The sequence below is a fragment of the Curtobacterium sp. Csp1 genome (genome assembly GCF_013347185.1).
This window is the reverse complement of sequence record NZ_CP054594.1, coordinates 1,631,578-1,650,248: the sequence shown is the minus strand read 5'-3', so window position 1 is coordinate 1,650,248 and position 18,671 is coordinate 1,631,578. Positions and strand designations below refer to the sequence as shown.

The window sequence follows — 18,671 nt, the reverse complement described above, 5'->3', positions numbered from 1 at the left end:
GCGCCAGGGAACGCGCCGACAGGGACACCCGCTCGAACCGCGGGGCCTGTTGCAGCACATCGGCCCCGCGAACGGCCCGGTGATCGGATCAGGAGACCACCGGACCGAGGTTCTGCATGCAGAGTATCAGTGGGTCGGCACTCGTGCAAGCGCGGCGTCGGACTCTGGCAGGATTGCGGGCATGGCGACGACCGTGACGGCTCCCCGTGGCATGCGTGACTTCCTCCCCGCGGAGAAGGCCCGTCGGGAGCACGTCCTCGGCGTGATCCGGGGCGTGTACGCGCGACACGGGTTCGACGAGATCGAGACGCCCGTGGTCGAGGACGCCGCACGCCTGCACTCCGGTCTCGGCGGCGACAACGAGAAGCTCGCGTTCGCGGTCATGAAGCGCGGACTGTCCACCGAGGACCTGCAGCAGGCTGAGGCGCCGCTCGACCTCGCCGACCTCGGGCTGCGGTTCGACCTCACGGTCCCGCTCGCCCGCTTCTACGCCTCCCACCGTTCGGAGCTGCCCACGGTCTTCCGCTCGGTGCAGATCGCGCCCGTCTGGCGTGCCGAGCGCCCCCAGAAAGGCCGCTACCGCCAGTTCGTGCAGTGCGACATCGACGTGCTCGGCGAGCCCGGGCAGCTCGCCGAGATCGAACTGATCCGTGCGACCACGGCGGCGCTCGACGCCCTCGGGATCGCGGGCACGACGATCCGGATCAACGACCGTCGGATCCTGCTCGGGCTCCTCGCCTCGTGGGGCATCACCGAGCCGGCGACGGCGGACCGGGCCCTCATCACGATCGACAAGCTCGACAAGATCGGAGCCGACGGCGTCGCAGCCGAACTGCGCGAGGTCGTCGGGGCCGAGCTGCCCGGGCTCGAGGACACGATCCGTGCGCTCGAGTCCGCCGACTGGGACGCGGTCCGGGGTGCTGCCTGGCTGGAGCCGGACGCGTTCGCCGACCTCCTCCGCCTGCGGGAGGCCCTGCCGGGGGTCGACCTGCGCTTCGACCCGACGCTCGTGCGCGGCATGGGGTACTACACGGGGACGATCTTCGAGGTCGCGCACCCGGACTTCGGCTACAGCCTCGGCGGCGGCGGCCGGTACGACGGCATGATCGGCCGGTTCCTCGGCCAGGACGTCCCGGCGGTGGGCTTCTCGCTCGGCTTCGAGCGGCTCGTCGACCTCGTGACGCTCCCGGAGTCCGCCGAGTCCGACGCCGTCGTGCTCGTGCACGACAAGGACGTCGACCCGGTCCGGCTCGCCGCGCTCAAGGCCGAGGCGCTCGGGTCGCACCGTCGGGTCCGCCTGGAGCGCCGGACGAAGAACACCAAGAACCTGCTGGCCGGACTCGCCGCCCAGGGCTTCGACGCCTTCGCCACGGTGCGCGCCGACACCGAGACGCTCGACGGCGTCGAGTTCCGTCCACTGGCCTGACGCACGACACCTCCGCTCCGCCGCGCGTCGGTAGGATCGGACCCGCAAACACCACCACCGAACTCGTAGGGAGTACCCCGTGGCCCAGATCGATGCCGTAGGAGCACGCGAAGTCCTCGATTCCCGAGGCAACCCGACGGTCGAGGTCGAGGTCCTCCTCGACGACGGCGTGGTCTCGCGCGCGCTCGTCCCGTCCGGTGCATCCACCGGCGCGTTTGAGGCGTACGAGCTCCGTGACGGCGACGCGAACCGCTACGGCGGCAAGGGCGTCCTGAAGGCCGTCGACGCCGTCCTCGACGAGATCGGCCCGGCGCTCGAGGGCTTCGACGCCACCGACCAGCGCCTCGTCGACGCCGCGCTCATCGAGCTCGACGGGACCGAGAACAAGTCGCGCCTCGGTGCGAACGCGATCCTCGGTGCCTCGCTCGCCGTCGCCCGCGCCGCCGCCGACTCGGCCGACCTGCCGCTGTTCCGCTACCTCGGCGGCCCGAACGCGCACACGCTGCCGGTCCCGCTGATGAACGTCGTCAACGGTGGTGCCCACGCGGACACCAACGTCGACATCCAGGAGTTCTTCCTCGTGCCCTACGGCGCCGAGAGCTTCTCCGAGGCGCTCCGCTGGGGCGTCGAGACGTACCACGCCCTCAAGGGCGAGCTGAAGAAGCAGGGCCTCGCGACCGGCCTGGGCGACGAGGGCGGCTTCGCCCCCGAGCTCGCCTCGAACCGCGCCGCGCTCGACTTCCTGCTCGCCGCGATCGAGAAGGCGGGCTTCACCCCGGGCAAGGACATCGCGCTCGGCCTCGACGTCGCCGCGACCGAGTTCTTCCACGACGGCAAGTACGCGTTCGAGGGCAAGCAGCTCTCGAGCGAGGAGTTCACCGGGTACTTCTCGGACCTCGTCGCGAACTACCCGCTCGTCACCATCGAGGACGCCCTGGCCGAGGACGACTGGGAGGGCTGGAAGCACCTCACGGCCGAGCTCGGCTCGAAGCTCCAGCTCGTCGGCGACGACCTGTACGTCACGAACCCGAAGCGCCTCCAGCGCGGCATCGACGAGCAGGCCGGCAACTCGATCCTGGTCAAGGTGAACCAGATCGGCACGCTGACCGAGACCCTCGACGCCGTCTCCCTGGCGCACCGCCACGGCATGACCGCGATCCTGTCGCACCGCTCGGGCGAGACCGAGGACACCACGATCGCGGACATCGCGGTCGCCGTCGACGGTGGGCAGATCAAGACCGGTGCCCCGGCCCGTTCGGACCGTGTCGCGAAGTACAACCAGCTCCTCCGCATCGAAGAGGAGCTCGGCGACGCCGCGGTCTACGCCGGCCGCACGGCGTTCCCGCGTGCAGCCGCGCTGTAACCCACGACACCACCGAGACGCCGTCCTCCTCCGGGAGGGCGGCGTCTCGTCGTTCCCGGGCTCCGCCCCCGCCCGTCGCGCGGGCCACATCTGGCACGCTCGGCCCCGAGCGGCGACAGGTTTCGCCCGCTCGACGGACCACCGGCGGCGTGTTGTGCCCGCTCGGGCCGACGGGGGTGACGGGGGCGACGGCGCGGCGGGGAGCACGGGCGGGAGCACGGGCCACGGAGCGACAGGGTGACAGGACGATGGCGAACGCGGTCGGCGGAAGCGACCACACGCCGGGACGGGACCGGCGGGGCGGGCCGGCACCGCGCCTCCAGGCCGGCTGGGAGGCGACCCCACGCCCGCGTGCCGGTCCCGGTCCGACCCGCCCAATCGGGTTATCGTCGTGACGTGCCCAGCCAGAAGCCCCGCGTCCGCCGCGTCCCCGTGGCCATGCCGGCGTCCGGTGGCCACGAACAGCCCTGGTACCGGACCATCCGGTTCTCCGGCTTCAGCCTGCTCATGCTCGCGATCATCGTGCTGTTCGTCGTGGTGCTCGCACCCTCGCTCCGGACGCTCGTGCAGCAGCAGGAGCAGATCGCCCAGCAGCAGCGCGAGGTCGCCGCTCAGAAGGCCGACGTCGCGCAGAAGAAGCAGGACGTGGCCCGCTGGGACGACCCGGCGTACATCGAGGCGCAGGCCCGCGACCGGCTGCTCTACGTCTACCCGGGCGAGGAGAGCTACCTCGTGATGGGGTCTGGCGAGGGCTCCGGGGACACGAAGGCCCGCACCGACTCGGGCAGCCCGGTGAGCTCGACCGTGCAGACGCCGAAGGTCGACTGGGTGCAGGCGATGCTGTCCTCGGTGCTCGAGTCCGGGCTGACGAAGAAGACCACCGACCAGCTCGTCGCACCGGACGTCTCGGGCACCGGCGACCCCACGGGCGCGGCCACCAGCGACACGAAGTAGGCCGAGCGCCGCGACTCGGGTAGGCTCACGTGCCCGTGACGACCCCTCCCTTCGACCCGCCCTCCGAGCACGACGTCCTGGTCGTGTCGGCGCAGCTCGGCCGACCGGCGCGCGACGTCATCGGGATCGCGGCACGCTGCGTCTGCGGCAACCCCACCGTCGTGTCCACGAAGCCGCGGCTGGGCAACGGCACCCCGTTCCCGACGCTCTACTACCTGTGCCACCCGGCGGCCACCGCCGCCGTGAGCACCCTCGAGGCGAACCAGGTCATGCCGGAACTGGCGGCCCTGCTCGAGGACGAGACCGTGGCGGCGCAGTACCGTGCCGCGCACGAGTCCTACCTGGCCGACCGCGAGTCGATCGAGCACGTCGACGAGATCGACGGCATCAGCGCCGGTGGCATGCCCACCCGCGTGAAGTGCCTGCACGCGCTCGTCGGCCACGCCCTCGCTGCCGGACCCGGCGTCAACCCCATCGGCGACCTCGCGCTCGAGCGCATCGAGTGGTCGCCCTCCCGGTGTGAGTGCCGGGCGTATGATGGCATGGCAGACGCTGGAGTCGGGGCGGGTGGCGGCGAACTCTGACCAGCCTCCCGGCAACCACCCCACTCCAAGGAGATCATCCCCCGTGCCCAAGATCCTCGTCGTCGGCGGCGGTTACGCCGGTTTCTACACCGCCTGGAAGCTCGAGAAGCACCTTCGTCAGGGCGAAGCCGAGGTCACCATGGTGGACCCGCTGCCCTACATGACGTACCAGCCGTTCCTGCCCGAGGTGGCCGCCGGCTCGATCGAGCCGCGTCACGCGGTCGTCTCGCACCGTCGTCACCTCAAGAAGACCCGCGTCGTCACGGCGAAGGTCACGAAGGTCGACCACGCCACCAAGACCGCGACGATCACCCCGGCCGAGGGCGAGGCGTGGGAGGAGTCCTACGACCAGATCGTCATGACCGCCGGTGCCGTCTCCCGCACCTTCCCGATCCCGGGCGTCGCGGACGAGGCCATCGGGCTGAAGACCATCGAGGAGGCCGCGGCGATCCGCGACAAGATCCTCGTGAACTTCCACAAGGCAGCGACCCTGCCGGCCGGTCCCGAGCGTGACCGCCTGCTCACGGTCGTCGTCGTCGGTGGTGGCTTCGCCGGCATCGAGGTGTTCGCCGAGCTCCGCTCCTTCGCGTCCGACCTGCTCAAGAGCTACCCCGAGCTGTCCTTCGACGACACGCACTTCCACCTCGTCGAGGCGATGGGCCGCATCATGCCCGAGGTGTCGCTCGAGACCTCGCACTGGGTGCTCGAGAACCTCGCGTCCCGCGGCGCCACCGTGCACCTCGAGACGCAGCTCGCCTCGGCCGAGGGCGGCGTCTGCCAGCTCAAGGCGAAGGACGACTCGATCGAGACCATCGAGTCCGACCTCATCATCTGGACCGCCGGCGTCATGGCGAACCCGATGGTCAAGGGCACCGACTTCCCGCTCGAGCAGCGCGGCCGCATCCGCGTCCAGCCCGACCTGCGGGTCGTGGACGACGAGGGTGTCGTCGCCGACGCGTGGGCCTGCGGCGATGTCGCGGCCGTGCCGGACCTCACCGGCGGCGGCGTGGGCGGCTTCTGCGTCCCGAACGCCCAGCACGCGGTCCGTCAGGCCAAGCAGCTCGCGAAGAACCTCGTCGCCGTGCTCCGTGGCGAGGCGACGAACGACTACAAGCACGAGAACCTCGGCGCCGTCGCGGGCCTCGGTCTCGGCATCGGTGTCTTCCAGTCCGGCAAGTTCGCGATGAAGGGCTTCCTCGCCTGGGGCGCCCACCGCGGCTACCACGGCCTGGCGATGCCGTCGTGGGAGCGCAAGTGGCGCGTCATCGGCGACTGGGTGGGTGGCTTCTTCCTCGGCCGCGACATCGCGTCGCTCGACGACCGCGAGACCCCTCGTGCTTCGTTCGAGGCCTGGGCCTCGCGGCCGAAGCCCGCGGTCGAGGCGTCGGCTCCGGCCGCCGCGGCGCCGGCCCCGGAGGAGGGCAAGCCCGCCGACGCGGCCGGCCCCGCGTACGCGACGCCCGCCGAGGACGTCTCGAAGGACGCGCAGCCGGTCGAGGCCGCTGCCGACGCCAAGTAGGCGTCGCACCGCACGCACGCACGACACGACGGCCGTCGCCCCGGTGGGGCGGCGGCCGTCGTCGCGTCGGTAGGCTGTTGCGGCTGCGCCCCCGTGGCCCAACCGGTAGAGGCATGCGACTTAAAATCGCCGAGTTGTGGGTTCGAGTCCCACCGGGGGTACGGAACGTCGCCACTGCGAGGACCACCTAGCATCGTGTCCGTGGTCGGACTCGGAAGCGCCCTCGCGAACCTGCGCAACGCCCTCGGACGCCCCGAGGCCCACGTCGAGGTCGTCGACGGCGAGACCGTCCCCACCGGCATGCTCCTCGGCACGCTCGGCGCCCTGCTCCTCGACGCCGGCAGCTCCGTCACCGACGTCCGCTCGGCGCTCGAGAAGGCCCGCGACGCCGCCGGGGTGGGGCCGACCCTCGCCGTGGGGGTCCTGCCCGCGCTCGTGATGGTGAGCGAGGTCGCGACGGGCGCCGCCACGATCGTGAACGCCGAGGGCATCGAGCTCTCCTCGCGCCAGGCAGCCCGCGCGAACCGGCTCGTGCTCGGCCTGGAGAGCGGGTCGATCGGCCTCGCCGAGATCCCCGCCCGCGTCCGGGCCATCCGCGCGGGCACCGTGCCGCCCCCGGCCCTGCCGTGGATCGTCGGCAACGCCCTGACCTCGGCTGGTCTCGCGGTGGTGTTCCGCTGCCCGTGGTGGGCGGTCCTGCTCGCGCTCGGCGTCGGCGCCCTCGTCGGGGTGATCAGCTTCGTGCTGCGCCGCTTCCGCGAGGCCGTCGCGATCATCCCGTTCCTCGGGGCGTTCGTCTCGACGAGCATCGTCGGCCTCGTCGCCGCCGGCACCGGCTTCGACCACGTGCCCCTGTTCGCCGTGTGCGCGCCCGTCGCGGTGTTCGTCCCGGGTGCGCTCATCACGAACGCGCTGCTCGAGCTCACCGCGGCGGACATCGTCACCGGGTCGTCGCGGCTCGTCCAGGGGCTCATCACGCTCGGGTTCATGGCCGCGGGCATCGCCGCCGGCAGCGCGCTCACCGGACTGCGGGTCGACCCGGCCTCCGCGGCGCTCGTGGGGGAGGTCGCCGGCGTCGGCACGGACCGCGGCGGGTGGGAGGCCGTGCCGTCCTACTGGGTGTCGTGGGTGGCGGTCGTCGGGCTCGCGGTCGGCCTCGGCCTGGTCTTCCGGTCCGGGTGGCGGCTGACGCTCGTGTCCGTCGCGGTCATGATCACCGCCTACGCGGTGGTGAGTGGCACGACGCCGGTGTGGGGAAGCGTCGTCGCGACGGGAGCGGCGGCGGCCCTGCTGTTCGTCGCGACCCGACTGCTCGAGCGGCTCGTGCCCGTGATCCCGGCGACCGTGTCGTTCTTCCCCGCGTTCCTGCTCCTCGTCCCCGGGACGGTCGGGCTGGTGGCGGTCGCGACGTTCGACCCGCAGGCGCTCGGCGTCCCCCTCGCGACGTTCGTGTCGCTGTGCATCGGGACGAAGATCGGCGGCCTCCTGCCCGGGCTCTTCGCACGTAACGCACCACACCCGCGCGCGGACGCGACCGACGCGGCCCGCTGAGTGCGGCGGTCGCCGGGACGGGACGGACGACGGACGGGAGGCGCGTGACGGGCCCGCCCCGTGCCTCCCGTCCGGTGTCCACGCACCACGTGACGGACGTCGCGGTTCAGCGTGCCGTGTCGCCGCCGACGGCGGCGCCGGGTCGGCGCTGCCACCACCAGCCGACGACCAGGAGGGCCACCGCGGCCGTCGCGAGGGTGGTGACGACCCCGGGACCCGTCGGCCGGATCGCCGAGCCGGCGTAGACCGCGGCCGCCAGGGCGAGGGACGCGACCGCGAGACCGACGTACCGGCCCCGGGCCGCGTCGAGCAGCGTGGCACCCGCGGAGCCGGCGAGCGGGACGAGCGAGACGACCAGCGCACCGATGCCGCCGACGCAGAGCGTGGTGGTGAACTCGGAGCCGAGCGCGGTCCAGAAGCCGGTGTCCGGGGTCACGGAGTGCAGCACCCAGCCGACCACGGTGACCACGAGGAGTGCGCCGGTGCGGGCGGTGGCGCTGCGGACACCCGCGGCCAGACCGGACCCGAGACGGAGTGCGCCGGTGTCGGCTCCCGGGCGGCCGACCGGGACGAGGACGGCGCCCACGACCAGGGCGGGGGAGACGTCCGTCGTCCGGGTGAGCGCGCAGGCGACGAGCGCGGCGAGGACGAGCCACGGCGAGACGCGGAAGCCGACCGTGCCGCGGTCGCGCCCCGCAGCCCAGTGGGTCGCGACCACCACGGCCGCGGTGAGCACGGCCGAGCCGGCGAGCACGGCGACGGCGAGGCGGACGTAGCGGGCCTCGAGACCGACCCCGACGCCGAGCAGCGTCGCGACCGTGACGATCCCGACACCGAGCGCGACGGCTGCCCAGGTGGGCAGCACGTCGTCGCCGAGGCGACGCTCGGCGCGCGTGCGGTTCCGGCCGAGGACGCCGGCGAAGGGGTTGCGGAGCCACGCGGTCCGGAGGCGTCCCCGCGCCGCCGCACCGACGAGGGCGAGCGGCGTCGTGACGAGGACCAGGAACCCGGCGGCGACCGCGGTCGCCACGAGGACGGTGCCCCACGAGAACGACGCTGCCAGCGACGGCACCCCGCGGTCGTAGGTCGTCGCGGCCGCCCAGTCGCCAGCGGGACCGGACCAGTCCGGGACGCCGCGGCTCCCGGGGTCGCCCGCGGTGCCGCTGCCACCCGTCGTGCCGCCGGGGCCGCTGCTCGCGCTGCCCGGCGCGCCGACGCCGCCCGCGGTCGGCGTCGTGCCGGGCGTGGCGCCCGCGGTCCGGCCCGGGGGACCGGTCGGCGATGCGTCCGACGCCGTGCCCGACGGGGTGCCCGGTGCCGTGCTCGGGGACGTGGTGGAGCCGCTCGCCCGGACACGGATCGCGGGGGAGGACGGGGACACGTTGCCCGCGGCGTCCTGCTGCAGGGCGGTGACCGCGTGCGTGCCCCCGCTCAGGACCGAACCCTCGGTCGAGCAGCGCCAGCGGCCGTCGTCGCCGACCCGGGTGCGGCAGACCGGAGCGCGGTCGACGTACGCCGTGACGGTGGCGCCCGGCTCGCCCGAGCCCGCGATCGTGGTCCCCGCGGCGTCGATCGTCGACCCGGACCGCGGCGTCTCGATGCGCGGGGCGGACGGCGGCGTGCGGTCGAGCGTGACGGTGCGCGGCGTGGACGCGGCACTGCGGAGGTCCGATCGGTAGCCGCCCGCGGTGCTCGCCGTCTGCGAGCCCGTCACGGTGAGGCGGCCGTCCTGCGCGGCGACCGACCCGAGCGCCACGGTCCAGGTGCCGTCGGCGCGCACGGTGGCGACCGCCTCGCCGCGGGCGCCGACGACGCCGACGGTGACCGTCGCGCCGGGCAGGCCCGTGCCCGAGAGCGGACCCGCGGTCGGACCGGCGGTGGTGACGGACGGCGGGACGACGACGTCCGAGGCGGGGGCGCTCGACGAGCCCAGTGCGGTGTCGTCGCGGTCCGTGACGCTGAACACCTGCTGCGGACCCGAGCGGACCGTCGCCATGCAGGCCCAGGAACCGTCGGTGCCCACCGTGGTCGTGCAGCCCGTCCCGCCCGGACCGGTGATCCGGACGGTGTGTCCGGGGGTGCCCGTCCCGTGCAGGCGGACGGTCGCGGTCGTGACGTCGCCCGGGTCGGCGATGGTCGGGCGGACGGCGGGGCGGTCGGTGGGGGTCGGTGTCGGGGAGCCGGAGCCCGAGCCGCCGGCGTCGGGTGGGAGCGAGCCGAGCAGGGGCGCCGGGGTGCCCGTGGGGGCGGGTGTGGCGGTGCGCTGCGCGGGTGTGGCGGCTGCTGCGGCTGTCGTGTCGGCTGTGCCGTCGGTCTCGGTGGTGGTGGCTGCGGGTCTGGTGGCGTCCGGCGTGGCTCCGTCGGGCGTCGCGGTGCTGGTCGTGGACGTGGACGTGGACGTGGTCGTGGTGGCGGCCGTCGCCTCGGCCGGGGTGCCCAGCACGAGTGCGCCGGACAGGGCCAGCGCCGCCGCCGCGGACAGGGCGGCGACCGTGCCGACGAGTCGCCGGGCGCGGGGTCGACGGACGCGGCCGTCGCCCCCGACGGCCGTCTCGTCCACGTTGTCCCCGAGCGTGTTCACCGCCTCCATCAGACGTGATCCGCGCGCCGTGGTCAATCCGCCGCACGGATGATGTGTCCGACGGTGCACGAGCCCGCACGGCGCCCGGGCGCCCGGTGGACGCCACTCGGGAATCACCCGTGAACCGTGGCCGCGGTCGGTCCTCCCGGGAGCGCCTCGGTAGGATCGTGGGCGGCCCTCGCACGGCCACGCACCGCCCGCGGCACGCCGCGCGGTACCCGACGCGCAAAGGAGTACGCCCGATGGACACCGGACTCGTCACGACGCTCATCGTCGTCGCCGTGGTGGTGGTCCTGCTCGTCGTGGTCGGGATCGCCCTCTGGTCGAGCTACCGGTCGCTGATGTCCCTCACGGGACGGGTCGACGCCTCGTGGAACGACGTCGCCACCCACCTGCAGCGTCGCGCGGACCTCATCCCCACGATCGTCGAGACCGTGCAGGGCTACGCCACGCACGAGAAGGCCGTCTTCGCGGACGTCACGAAGGCCCGGGCGGAGACGCTCAGTGCCGCGGACGCCCCGAGCGCCTCGGTGGCCGAGGGCCACATGCAGAAGGCCCTGAAGAGCGTGTTCTCCGTCGCCGAGGGCTACCCGCAGCTCCAGTCGAGCCAGGCGTTCCTGCAGCTGCAGTCCGAGCTCGTCGAGACCGAGGACCGCATCCAGGCCGCGCGACGCTCGTACAACGGCGGCGTCCGCGAGCTGAACACCAAGATCAAGCACTTCCCCACGTCGACGTTCGCGAAGAGCAAGGGCGTGCAGGAGGCGTCGTTCTTCGAGACCGCCGAGCCCTCGGCCATCGCCGAACCCCCGCGCGTCCAGTTCTGACCGGGTCGGTCCCGGTCGCCCCGCAGCGCGACCGGTGACCGTCAGGCCGCGTCGTCCGTCGGCGTCGACTCGGGAGCGTCGGCGTCGTCCGCTGCGACGTGCGGCACGAGCGGCAGACCGAGCGCCCCGGCAACGGCTGCCGCAGCGGTGCCGCGGTCGGTGACCTCGACGCCGTCGAGTCCCTGCCACGCCGCGGTCCGCCGCAGGGTCTCCGCGAGCCGCTCGGCGTCCAGGTGCTCCCCGGGCTCCTGCCACGCCGTCCGGACCCGGAGCACCCCGCGTTGCCGGTCGCTCTTCAGGTCGATCCGCCCGGTCAGCCGGTCGTCCTGCAGGACCGGCAGCACGTAGTATCCGAACACCCGCTTCGGCGCCGGCGTGTAGATCTCGATCCGGTAGTGGAAGCCGTACATCCGCTCGGCCCGGCGACGGAACCACACGACCGGGTCGAAGGGGCTCAGCACGGCGTCCGCGGCCGCGCGCCGCGGGACCCGGGCATCGGCGTGCAGCCAGGCCCGATCCTTCCACCCCTCGACCGTCACCGGCACGAGCTCGCCGCGTTCGACGAGCTCGGTCACGGCCGCGGCAGTGTCGTCCGAGCGCAGTCGGAAGTAGTCGGCGAGGTCCGCGCGCGTCGCGACCCCGAGCGCACGGCCCGCGCGCCGCACGAGCTCGGTGACGGCGGAGGTCCGGTCGGGGGCGGTCTCGAGGGCCCCGGGTGCCAGGACCTGCTCGGGCAGCGCGTAGACGCGTTCGAAACCGGACCGTCCGGCGCTCACGACCTCGCCCCAGCGGAACAGCTGCTCGAGCCCGGTCTTCACGTCGCTCCACCCCCACCACGGGCCTCGGCGGACGTTCGCCTCGTGCTCGACGGCGCTCGCGGGCATCGGCCCCTCGGTCCGGAGCAGGGCGAGCAGCTCGCGTCGGACACCGGCGGTCCGCTCGACGCCCTCGACCCGGTTCGGCCGAGCGTCGCGCTCCCGGAACGCGTCCATGCGCCAGCGGAACAGCGGCAGGTCGGTGCGGGCGACGAACGCCGCCTCGTGCGCCCAGTACTCGGCGTACGGACCGCGACGGGTCATGGTCAGACGGTCCAGCGTGGCCCGGTCGTACGACCCGAGCCTGGCGAAGAGCGGCAGGTAGTGGCTCCGCTCGAACACGTTCACAGAGTCGATCTGCAACAGCCCGAGCCGCGCGAACCCGGCCGTGAGCGTCCGGGTCGACACGGTGTCGGCGGGGGCGGCGCCGAAACCCTGCGCCGCGAGCGCGACCCGTCGTGCCTCGGCGGCGGAGAGCGTCGTCCTGACCATGAGGACGACGCTACCGAGCCGCGCCGACACGGCCCACTGACGGGTATGCCGCATCTGGAACGTCCGATGTGCCGCGTCGGTACACTCGCTGGCATGGCCTGGGGCAAGAAGACGCATCCTGATCCCGTCGTCGAGGACTCGGTGCCCACCGGCATGCGGATCGCCGGCGCCTGGTCGTGGCGCGTGCTCGTCGTGCTCGGGGTCGTCGCGGTGGTCATCTACCTCGTCACGCTGTTCAGCGAGGTGCTCATCCCGTTCCTCATCGGCATCGTCGTGGCGGCGCTCCTCGTCCCGCTGTCGAACTGGATGCAGCGGCACCACGTCCCGAAGTGGATCGCGGTCGTGGTCAGCCTGGTCGGCGGGCTCGCGGCGGTCGCTGGTCTGATCTGGCTCGTCGTCGACCAGATCGCCGCGTCCTACCCCTCCCTGCGCGACCGGACGCTGTCGCAGTACGACACCATCCGCGAGTTCGTCACCAACTCCGGACTCGGGATCAGCCAGGGCGACCTCAACAAGTACCTCAGCCAGGCCACCGACTGGCTCTCGAGCAACTCGGGGTCGATCCTGTCCGGCGTCGCCAGTGCCGGGTCGTCGCTGACGCACCTGCTCGCCGGGCTCTTCGTCGTGATCTTCACCGTGATCTTCCTGCTGATCGACGGCAAGAACGTCTGGCGCTGGACCGTCCGGCTCTTCCCGAAGAAGGCGCGCGCGGCCATCGACGGCGCCGGGGTCGCGGGGTGGACCACCCTGACGAGCTTCATCCGCGTGCAGATCTTCGTGGCGTTCGTCGACGCCGTCGGCATCGGCATCGGTGCGGCCGCTCTGCAGCTGCCGCTCGTCATCCCGATCGCGGTGTTCGTGTTCCTCGGCGCGTTCATCCCGGTCGTCGGCGCGATCGTCACCGGCTTCCTCGCCGTCTTCATCGCGCTCATCTTCAACGGCTGGGTCGCCGCGGTGATCATGCTCGGCGTGATCCTCGTCGTGCAGCAGGTCGAGGGGCACATCCTGCAGCCGCTCGTGATGGGCAGCGCGGTCAAGGTGCACCCGCTGGCCGTCGTGCTCGGTGTGACGGCGGCGTCCGGGCTCGCGGGCATCGCGGGGGCGTTCTTCGCGGTGCCGCTCATCGCGACCGTCAACTCCATGGTGACGACGATCGCGAGCGGGCGGTGGAAGGGCCTCGACTCGGACCACGTGCTCGAGGCGAAGCAGCGCGACCACCACGCGAGTGTCGAGGCGAAGCGGAAGCGGCGCTGGCGGAAGCGGCACCCCGACGGCGTGCCCGCTCCCGGCAGCGACGAGCAGCCGACCGCGGCGAAGGGCACCGCGGGCTGAGCGCCTCCACAGGCCGCTCGTCACGAGTTCGCCGTGCGGCCCGGGAGCGACGATGATGGTCCCGTGACCGACACCACCACGCCCCGACCGCAGACCGCCGCGTACCCGACGCTCGCGGACATCGAGGCAGCGCGGGAGACCATCGCCGGGGTCGCACGCGTCACGCCGATGGAGACGTCGCAGTTCCTCGCCGAGCTGCTCGGCTCACCGGTGCACCTGAAGTGCGAGAACCTGCAGCGCACCGGCGCGTACAAGGTCCGCGGCGCGTACAACCGCCTCTCCGCGCTCAGCCCCGAGCAGCGTGCAGCGGGCGTCGTCGCCGCCAGCGCCGGCAACCACGCGCAGGGCGTCGCGCTCGCCGCCCGGGAGCTCGGCATCCCCGCCACCATCTTCACGCCGGTCGGCGTCGCCCTGCCGAAGCTGCAGGCGACCAGGCACTACGGCGCCGAGGTCGTCCTGCGCGGGCACTCCGTCGAGGAGGCGCTCTCGGCCGCCAAGGACTTCGCCGCCCGGACCGGCGCCGTGTTCATCCCGCCGTTCGACCACCCCGCCGTGATCGCGGGCCAGGGCACGCTCGGCCTCGAGATCATCGACCAGGTGCCGGACGTCGACACCGTGGTCGTGCCGATCGGCGGCGGCGGCGTGATCGCCGGCATCGCCCTGGCCGTGAAGGGCACGGCGGAGCGGCTCGGCCGCGAGATCAAGGTCATCGGCGTGCAGGCCGAGAACGCCGCCGCCTACCCGTCGTCGATCCGAGCGGGGGAGCCGGTCACGGTCGCGACCACGCCGACGATCGCCGACGGCATCGCCGTGGCCCGCCCGGGCGACCTCAACTTCCCGATCATCCGCGACCACGTCGACGAGATCGTCACGGTCTCCGATGACGACACCGCCCGCGCGCTGCTCGTGCTGCTCGAGCGGGCGAAGCTCGTCGTCGAGGCAGCGGGCGCGGTCGGCGTCGCGGCGATCATGTCCGGCGCGGTCAGGGACACCGGCCGCACGGTCGTGCTGCTGAGCGGCGGCAACATCGACCCGCTCATGATGGAGCGCGTGATCACCCGCGGGCTCGTCGCGGCGTCGCGGTACATCGGCATCCGGATCATGCTGCCGGACCGTCCGGGACAGCTCGCCCGTGTCGCGCAGGTCATCTCCGAGGCCGGCGCGAACGTCGTCGAGGTGCTGCACACCCGGCACGGCCAGGGCCTCGTCATCAACGAGGTCGCGCTCGACCTGTCGATCGAGGCCCGCGGCCCCGAGCACGCGCAAGAGGTCATCAAGCGCCTGCACGAGGTCGGGTTCCGCCCCGAGCTCCTCGAGCACTAGAGAACCCGTCAGCGGTCCGCACGGACCGCGCGCGTGGCCGTCAGCGTTCCGTCTGCGACGGGGCGGACGGCCGGGAGGCGCGTGATGCTGCCGTCATGACCCTCACGTCGATCCTCCCCTCGCTCCGCGCTTCGCTCCCCGATCCCCTCGACCCGGTGCTCTGGCCGGCGAGCACCGAGGCGACGACCGACGACGTCCGGGTGCGTGCGGTGTCCATGCAGCGACTCGCGGCGGTCGCGGGGACACCCTGCGTACACACCGCGGAGCAGGCACCGCCGCGGTACCGCCCGCGCGACTGGGTGCCGCGCGACGTCTGCGTCGCCGTGGCCGCCGTCACCCGGGTCCGGCGGCCCTGGGGCGTGCTGCTCGTCGAGCTCGACGCGGTGCTGCCCGACTGCGCCGTGCTCACCGAGGCCCGGCTGATCGGCCGCCGGTCGGTGGCCCCGGCCGCGGCGGTCACCGTGACGACGAACCCGACGGGGACCGCCGGCCGGGACGCGGTGCTGCCCGGGGACGTCGCGGTGGGGGACCTGGTGTGCTTCCCGTGCGCCCGAGCGCTGACGCACCGCGAGGTCGCGACGCTCTGACGCGCGCGCCGGGCGCCGACGCTCCCGCGTCGATGCCCGTCGAACCGGAGATGCCCGTCGAACCAGAGAACCGACGTGGAACCAGGGCGGGTGCCCGGTTCGACGTCGGTTCTGTGGTTCGTCACGTCCCGCACGGTGCGGGGCCGATCGGGCTACGGCTCGTAGCGCTCGACCTTCGTGACCGTGACGGCGATCTCCTTGCCGTTGGGCGCCGTGTACGTGGTCTCGTCGCCGGCACGCATGCCCACGATGGCCGCGCCGACCGGGCTGACCGGGCTGTAGACGGTGAGGTCCGAGCCGTCCGCGACGATCTCGCGGTTGCCGACGAGGAACGTCGACTCGTCGCCGGCGATCACGGCGGTGACGACCGTGCCGGGTTCGACGGTGCCGTCGAAGTCCGCTTCGCCGACCGTGGCGTGCTTGAGGAGCTCGGTGAGCTGGCGGATGCGCGCCTCGATCTTGCCCTGCTCGTCCTTCGCGGCGTGGTAGCCGCCGTTCTCCTTGAGGTCGCCCTCTTCACGTGCCGCCTCGATGCGGTCCGCGATCTCCTTGCGGGCGGGGCCGGAGAGCTGCTCGAGCTCGGCCGTCAAGCGGTCGTGCGCCTCCTGGGTCAGCCAGGTGACCTGGGGGTCGTTGCTCATGTGGGTTCCCTTCGACAGAGAACGAGACCGGCCGGTGTGGCCGGTCTCGCTCGCGAATCAGACGAGTCTAGGGAACCCAGCAGTCGTGGATCAAGCCGGTCACGCCGCGCGTCGTGGTGTTCACAGGCGTCGTGATGCTGCGGGTGCGTTCGTTCGACGGCGGCAGCGTGACGACCTTCCACCCGACGATCGAGTACGACTTGTCGAGGGCCTGCACGGCGCACTTCGCCTCGGTCCCGGGGTCGACGGACACCTGGGAGTGCACGACGGTCTCGTGGTCGGAGACGACCTGGTAACCGACGTCCGTGCTGTCGAGCCCGTGCGAGCTCTGGTCGAGCCCGGCCCAGACCACCCAGGCGGCGAACACCACGACCACGGCGGCGGCGGCCACGATCGCGAGCAGTCGGGAGCGCTTCCGGTTGCCCGCGGTGCGACCGTAGCGGTCGTCCAGGGTCGCCGCGGTGGCGCCGGCCGGAGCGGTGCGGGTGGCGTCGGGGGCGACGGGGGGAAGCGGTTCGGACAGTTCGGGGCTCCTGGGGTGATTATCCTGGTCCCAGGGTAGGCCACGCCCCGCTGTGCACCGCCCGAATCCCACTCGTCTCCGAAGGGACCCCCGTGCCGTTCCGCCTGCTGGCCGTCCACGCCCACCCCGACGACGAGTCGAGCAAGGGAGCGGCCACCGCGGCGAAGTACGTCGCCGAGGGCCACCAGGTCATGGTCGTCTCGTGCACGGGCGGCGAGGCCGGGGACATCCTCAACGACCAGCTCGGCGAGCCGGCGACGAGCCGCGCGCACCGCGACATGGCCGGGTACCGCCGCACCGAGATGGCCGCCGCGCAGGCCGCGCTCGGGATCGAGCACGTCTGGCTCGGGTACCACGACTCCGGGTTGCCCGACGCCGAGCAGGGCGAGACGGTCCGTCCGGGCACGTTCTCCACCGTCCCGCTCGAGTACTCGACCGAGACGCTCGTCCGCGTGGTCCGTCGGTTCCGTCCGCACGTGCTCGTCACCTACGACGAGAACGGCGGCTACCCGCACCCGGACCACATCCGCACGCACGAGGTCTCGGTCGCCGCCTGGCGCGACGCCGCGGACCCGACGAGGTACCCGGCGGCCGGCCCGGCGTGGGCGGTGTCGAAGCTCTACTACGAGCGGACGATGAACCCACGGCGCTTCCGGACGATCTACGACGCCATGCGGGAGCGGAACCCGGAGGACACGGCGCTCGTGCAGCTCGGCGAGTGGGTCGAGCGCTTCGCGGACCGACCGGACCTGTCCACGTCGCACGTCGACGTCCGCGACCACTTCGACGCCCGTGACGCCGCGCTCCGTGCGCACGCGAGCCAGGTGCCGCCGGACAGCGCCTTCTTCTCCTGGCCGAACGACCTCCTCGCGACGGTGTGGCCCACCGAGGACTACCAGCTCGTCGAGGCACGCGTGCCCACCGACCTGCCGGAGTCCGACCTGTTCGCGGGGATCCCCGAGGACGAGGACACCACCGCGTGAGCACCATCACGGCGACGATCATCGCCGCCACGAACCCCAGCCCGAGCCCGTCGACCGTCCCGGACGTCGACGTCACCCCCGGCGTCGCGGGCTTCATCGCCATCGCGGTCGTCGCCGTGGTGACGATCCTGCTCGTGGTCGACATGACCCGTCGCATCCGGCGGACGCGCTACCGCGCCGAGATCCGGGAGCGCCTGGAGCAGGGCGACGCCGGGACCGCGACGGACGAGCCGGAGCGGCGGTCGGCCGAGGACGGCCGCACCGACGTGGGCGACGACACCGAACGCGGGTAGAAGGCACCACCGACGGACTGGCGCGGCCCGCTCAGCGGTGACGCGCCAGCGGCACGCGGGCCGCGCCGACCGAGCTTGCGAGGGAGGCGTGGCGGGACCGCCACGCGCCTCCCGTCCGTGACGCGCCCCGGAACGGTCAGCGCACCGGGTGCAGCGCCACGATGAGCACACCCACCCACTGTGCGGCGAACGCCACGACCGTCAGGGCGTGGAAGACCTCGTGGAACCCGAACACCGTCGGGGCGGGGTCGGGACGCTTGAAGCCGTACACGAGCGCCCCGAGGATGTAGGCGAGCCCGCCGGAGAGCACCAGGACCGTCATCGGGACGCTCGCGGCGAAGAACTGCGGCAGCAGGCCGAGCGCGGCGCACCCGAGCACGAGGTAGATCGGGACGTACAGCCAGCGCGGCGCACCGATCCACAGGACGCGGAACGCGATGCCCAGCGCCGCGCCGGACCACATCACCCAGAGCACGACGACCATCAGCGTGTGCGGCAGGGCGCAGATCGCGATCGGCGTGTACGTCCCGGCGATGAGCAGCAGGATGTTCGTGTGGTCGATCCGCTTGAGGACCTTCTTGACCGTCGGCCCCCACGGGAACCGGTGGTACGTCGCGGAGACGCCGAACATCAGCAGGGACGACGCCATGAAGACGGCGCTGCCGGCCTTGGCGGCCGCGCTGTCGGCGAGGGTGATGAGCACGACGCCCATCGCGACGGCGAACGGGAACGTGCCGAGGTGGATCCACCCGCGCCAGGCCGGGCGGGGCGGCTCGGTGGCGGCTTCCTCGGTGAACGGGACGTGGGGGAGGGTTGCGGTCTCGTCCTGCATGGGACGACAGTAGGAGGCCTGCCCGAACGGGAGCCGAACATCCGAAGA

General features: G+C 72.9%; 17 protein-coding genes and 1 tRNA gene. 13 read left to right on the top strand and 5 right to left on the bottom strand.

All coding sequences use genetic code 11. The features are described 5' to 3' along the window. Positions 1 to 181 precede the first annotated feature (181 nt). From hisS to HUN58_RS07910, 7 genes are all read left to right on the top strand, one after another. Positions 182 to 1,426, top strand: coding sequence for a histidine--tRNA ligase (hisS, locus tag HUN58_RS07940; RefSeq protein ID WP_141860492.1), 1,245 nt, complete (start codon positions 182 to 184; stop codon positions 1,424 to 1,426). Positions 1,427 to 1,505: 79 nt separating this feature from the next. Next, positions 1,506 to 2,789, top strand: coding sequence for a phosphopyruvate hydratase (eno, locus tag HUN58_RS07935; protein WP_058728084.1), 1,284 nt, complete (start codon positions 1,506 to 1,508; stop codon positions 2,787 to 2,789). Positions 2,790 to 3,185: 396 nt separating this feature from the next. Continuing rightward, on the top strand, positions 3,186 to 3,743 hold the full coding sequence (locus HUN58_RS07930; RefSeq protein ID WP_058743366.1) for a septum formation initiator family protein: 558 nt from the start codon (positions 3,186 to 3,188) through the stop codon (positions 3,741 to 3,743). Between the two features lie 35 nt (positions 3,744 to 3,778). Continuing rightward, positions 3,779 to 4,327: a DUF501 domain-containing protein gene (locus HUN58_RS07925; protein ID WP_058743368.1), complete on the top strand. Its 549-nt coding sequence runs from the start codon at positions 3,779 to 3,781 to the stop codon at positions 4,325 to 4,327. Between the two features lie 43 nt (positions 4,328 to 4,370). Continuing rightward, positions 4,371 to 5,846: an NAD(P)/FAD-dependent oxidoreductase gene (locus HUN58_RS07920; protein ID WP_114848905.1), complete on the top strand. Its 1,476-nt coding sequence runs from the start codon at positions 4,371 to 4,373 to the stop codon at positions 5,844 to 5,846. An 87-nt stretch (positions 5,847 to 5,933) separates the two neighbouring features. Further along, positions 5,934 to 6,007, top strand: a tRNA-Leu gene (locus HUN58_RS07915). A 40-nt stretch (positions 6,008 to 6,047) separates the two neighbouring features. Beyond that, positions 6,048 to 7,397, top strand: a complete 1,350-nt coding sequence (locus HUN58_RS07910) for a threonine/serine exporter family protein (RefSeq protein ID WP_141860496.1) — start codon at positions 6,048 to 6,050, stop codon at positions 7,395 to 7,397. 106 nt (positions 7,398 to 7,503) lie between these two features. Here the strand turns inward: HUN58_RS07910 and HUN58_RS07905 are convergent, their stop codons facing one another. After that, the gene (locus tag HUN58_RS07905; protein WP_208745455.1) at positions 7,504 to 9,978 is read right to left on the bottom strand and encodes an Ig-like domain-containing protein; all 2,475 of its coding nucleotides are present in this window, start codon (positions 9,976 to 9,978) and stop codon (positions 7,504 to 7,506) included. Positions 9,979 to 10,220: 242 nt separating this feature from the next. Between HUN58_RS07905 and HUN58_RS07900 the strand changes: the two genes are divergently transcribed. Further along, positions 10,221 to 10,802, top strand: coding sequence for a LemA family protein (locus tag HUN58_RS07900; RefSeq protein ID WP_174778750.1), 582 nt, complete (start codon positions 10,221 to 10,223; stop codon positions 10,800 to 10,802). A gap of 41 nt (positions 10,803 to 10,843) precedes the next feature. On the opposite strand, the gene HUN58_RS07895 is transcribed toward HUN58_RS07900, so the two are convergent. Then, complete coding sequence (locus HUN58_RS07895) at positions 10,844 to 12,109, bottom strand: winged helix-turn-helix domain-containing protein (RefSeq protein ID WP_208745454.1); 1,266 nt, start codon at positions 12,107 to 12,109, stop codon at positions 10,844 to 10,846. Positions 12,110 to 12,202: 93 nt separating this feature from the next. Between HUN58_RS07895 and HUN58_RS07890 the strand changes: the two genes are divergently transcribed. From HUN58_RS07890 to HUN58_RS07880, 3 genes are all read left to right on the top strand, one after another. Continuing rightward, entirely contained in the window at positions 12,203 to 13,441 is a 1,239-nt protein-coding gene (locus HUN58_RS07890; RefSeq protein ID WP_114848908.1) for an AI-2E family transporter, read from the top strand. Between the two features lie 63 nt (positions 13,442 to 13,504). Next, positions 13,505 to 14,764 carry a threonine ammonia-lyase gene (gene ilvA / locus HUN58_RS07885; protein WP_180225600.1) on the top strand — a complete coding sequence of 420 codons (1,260 nt, stop codon included), beginning with the start codon at positions 13,505 to 13,507 and terminating at the stop codon, positions 14,762 to 14,764. A 95-nt stretch (positions 14,765 to 14,859) separates the two neighbouring features. Continuing rightward, positions 14,860 to 15,351 (top strand): hypothetical protein, encoded by a 492-nt coding sequence (locus tag HUN58_RS07880; RefSeq protein ID WP_058742778.1) that lies wholly within the window; start codon positions 14,860 to 14,862, stop codon positions 15,349 to 15,351. A gap of 152 nt (positions 15,352 to 15,503) precedes the next feature. On the opposite strand, the gene greA is transcribed toward HUN58_RS07880, so the two are convergent. Both greA and HUN58_RS07870 read right to left on the bottom strand, forming a co-directional pair. Next, on the bottom strand, positions 15,504 to 15,992 hold the full coding sequence (gene greA / locus HUN58_RS07875; RefSeq protein ID WP_058742779.1) for a transcription elongation factor GreA: 489 nt from the start codon (positions 15,990 to 15,992) through the stop codon (positions 15,504 to 15,506). Between the two features lie 67 nt (positions 15,993 to 16,059). Further along, positions 16,060 to 16,383 (bottom strand): DUF4307 domain-containing protein, encoded by a 324-nt coding sequence (locus HUN58_RS07870; protein ID WP_167510018.1) that lies wholly within the window; start codon positions 16,381 to 16,383, stop codon positions 16,060 to 16,062. A 224-nt stretch (positions 16,384 to 16,607) separates the two neighbouring features. Between HUN58_RS07870 and mca the strand changes: the two genes are divergently transcribed. Beyond that, positions 16,608 to 17,498 carry a mycothiol conjugate amidase Mca gene (gene mca, locus HUN58_RS07865; RefSeq protein ID WP_180225599.1) on the top strand — a complete coding sequence of 297 codons (891 nt, stop codon included), beginning with the start codon at positions 16,608 to 16,610 and terminating at the stop codon, positions 17,496 to 17,498. After that, complete coding sequence (locus HUN58_RS07860) at positions 17,495 to 17,791, top strand: hypothetical protein (RefSeq protein WP_141860508.1); 297 nt, start codon at positions 17,495 to 17,497, stop codon at positions 17,789 to 17,791. The genes mca and HUN58_RS07860 overlap by 4 nt, the downstream gene beginning before the upstream one ends. Positions 17,792 to 17,927: 136 nt before the next feature. On the opposite strand, the gene HUN58_RS07855 is transcribed toward HUN58_RS07860, so the two are convergent. Further along, positions 17,928 to 18,623: a hemolysin III family protein gene (locus HUN58_RS07855; RefSeq protein WP_114848913.1), complete on the bottom strand. Its 696-nt coding sequence runs from the start codon at positions 18,621 to 18,623 to the stop codon at positions 17,928 to 17,930. Positions 18,624 to 18,671: the final 48 nt, after the last annotated feature.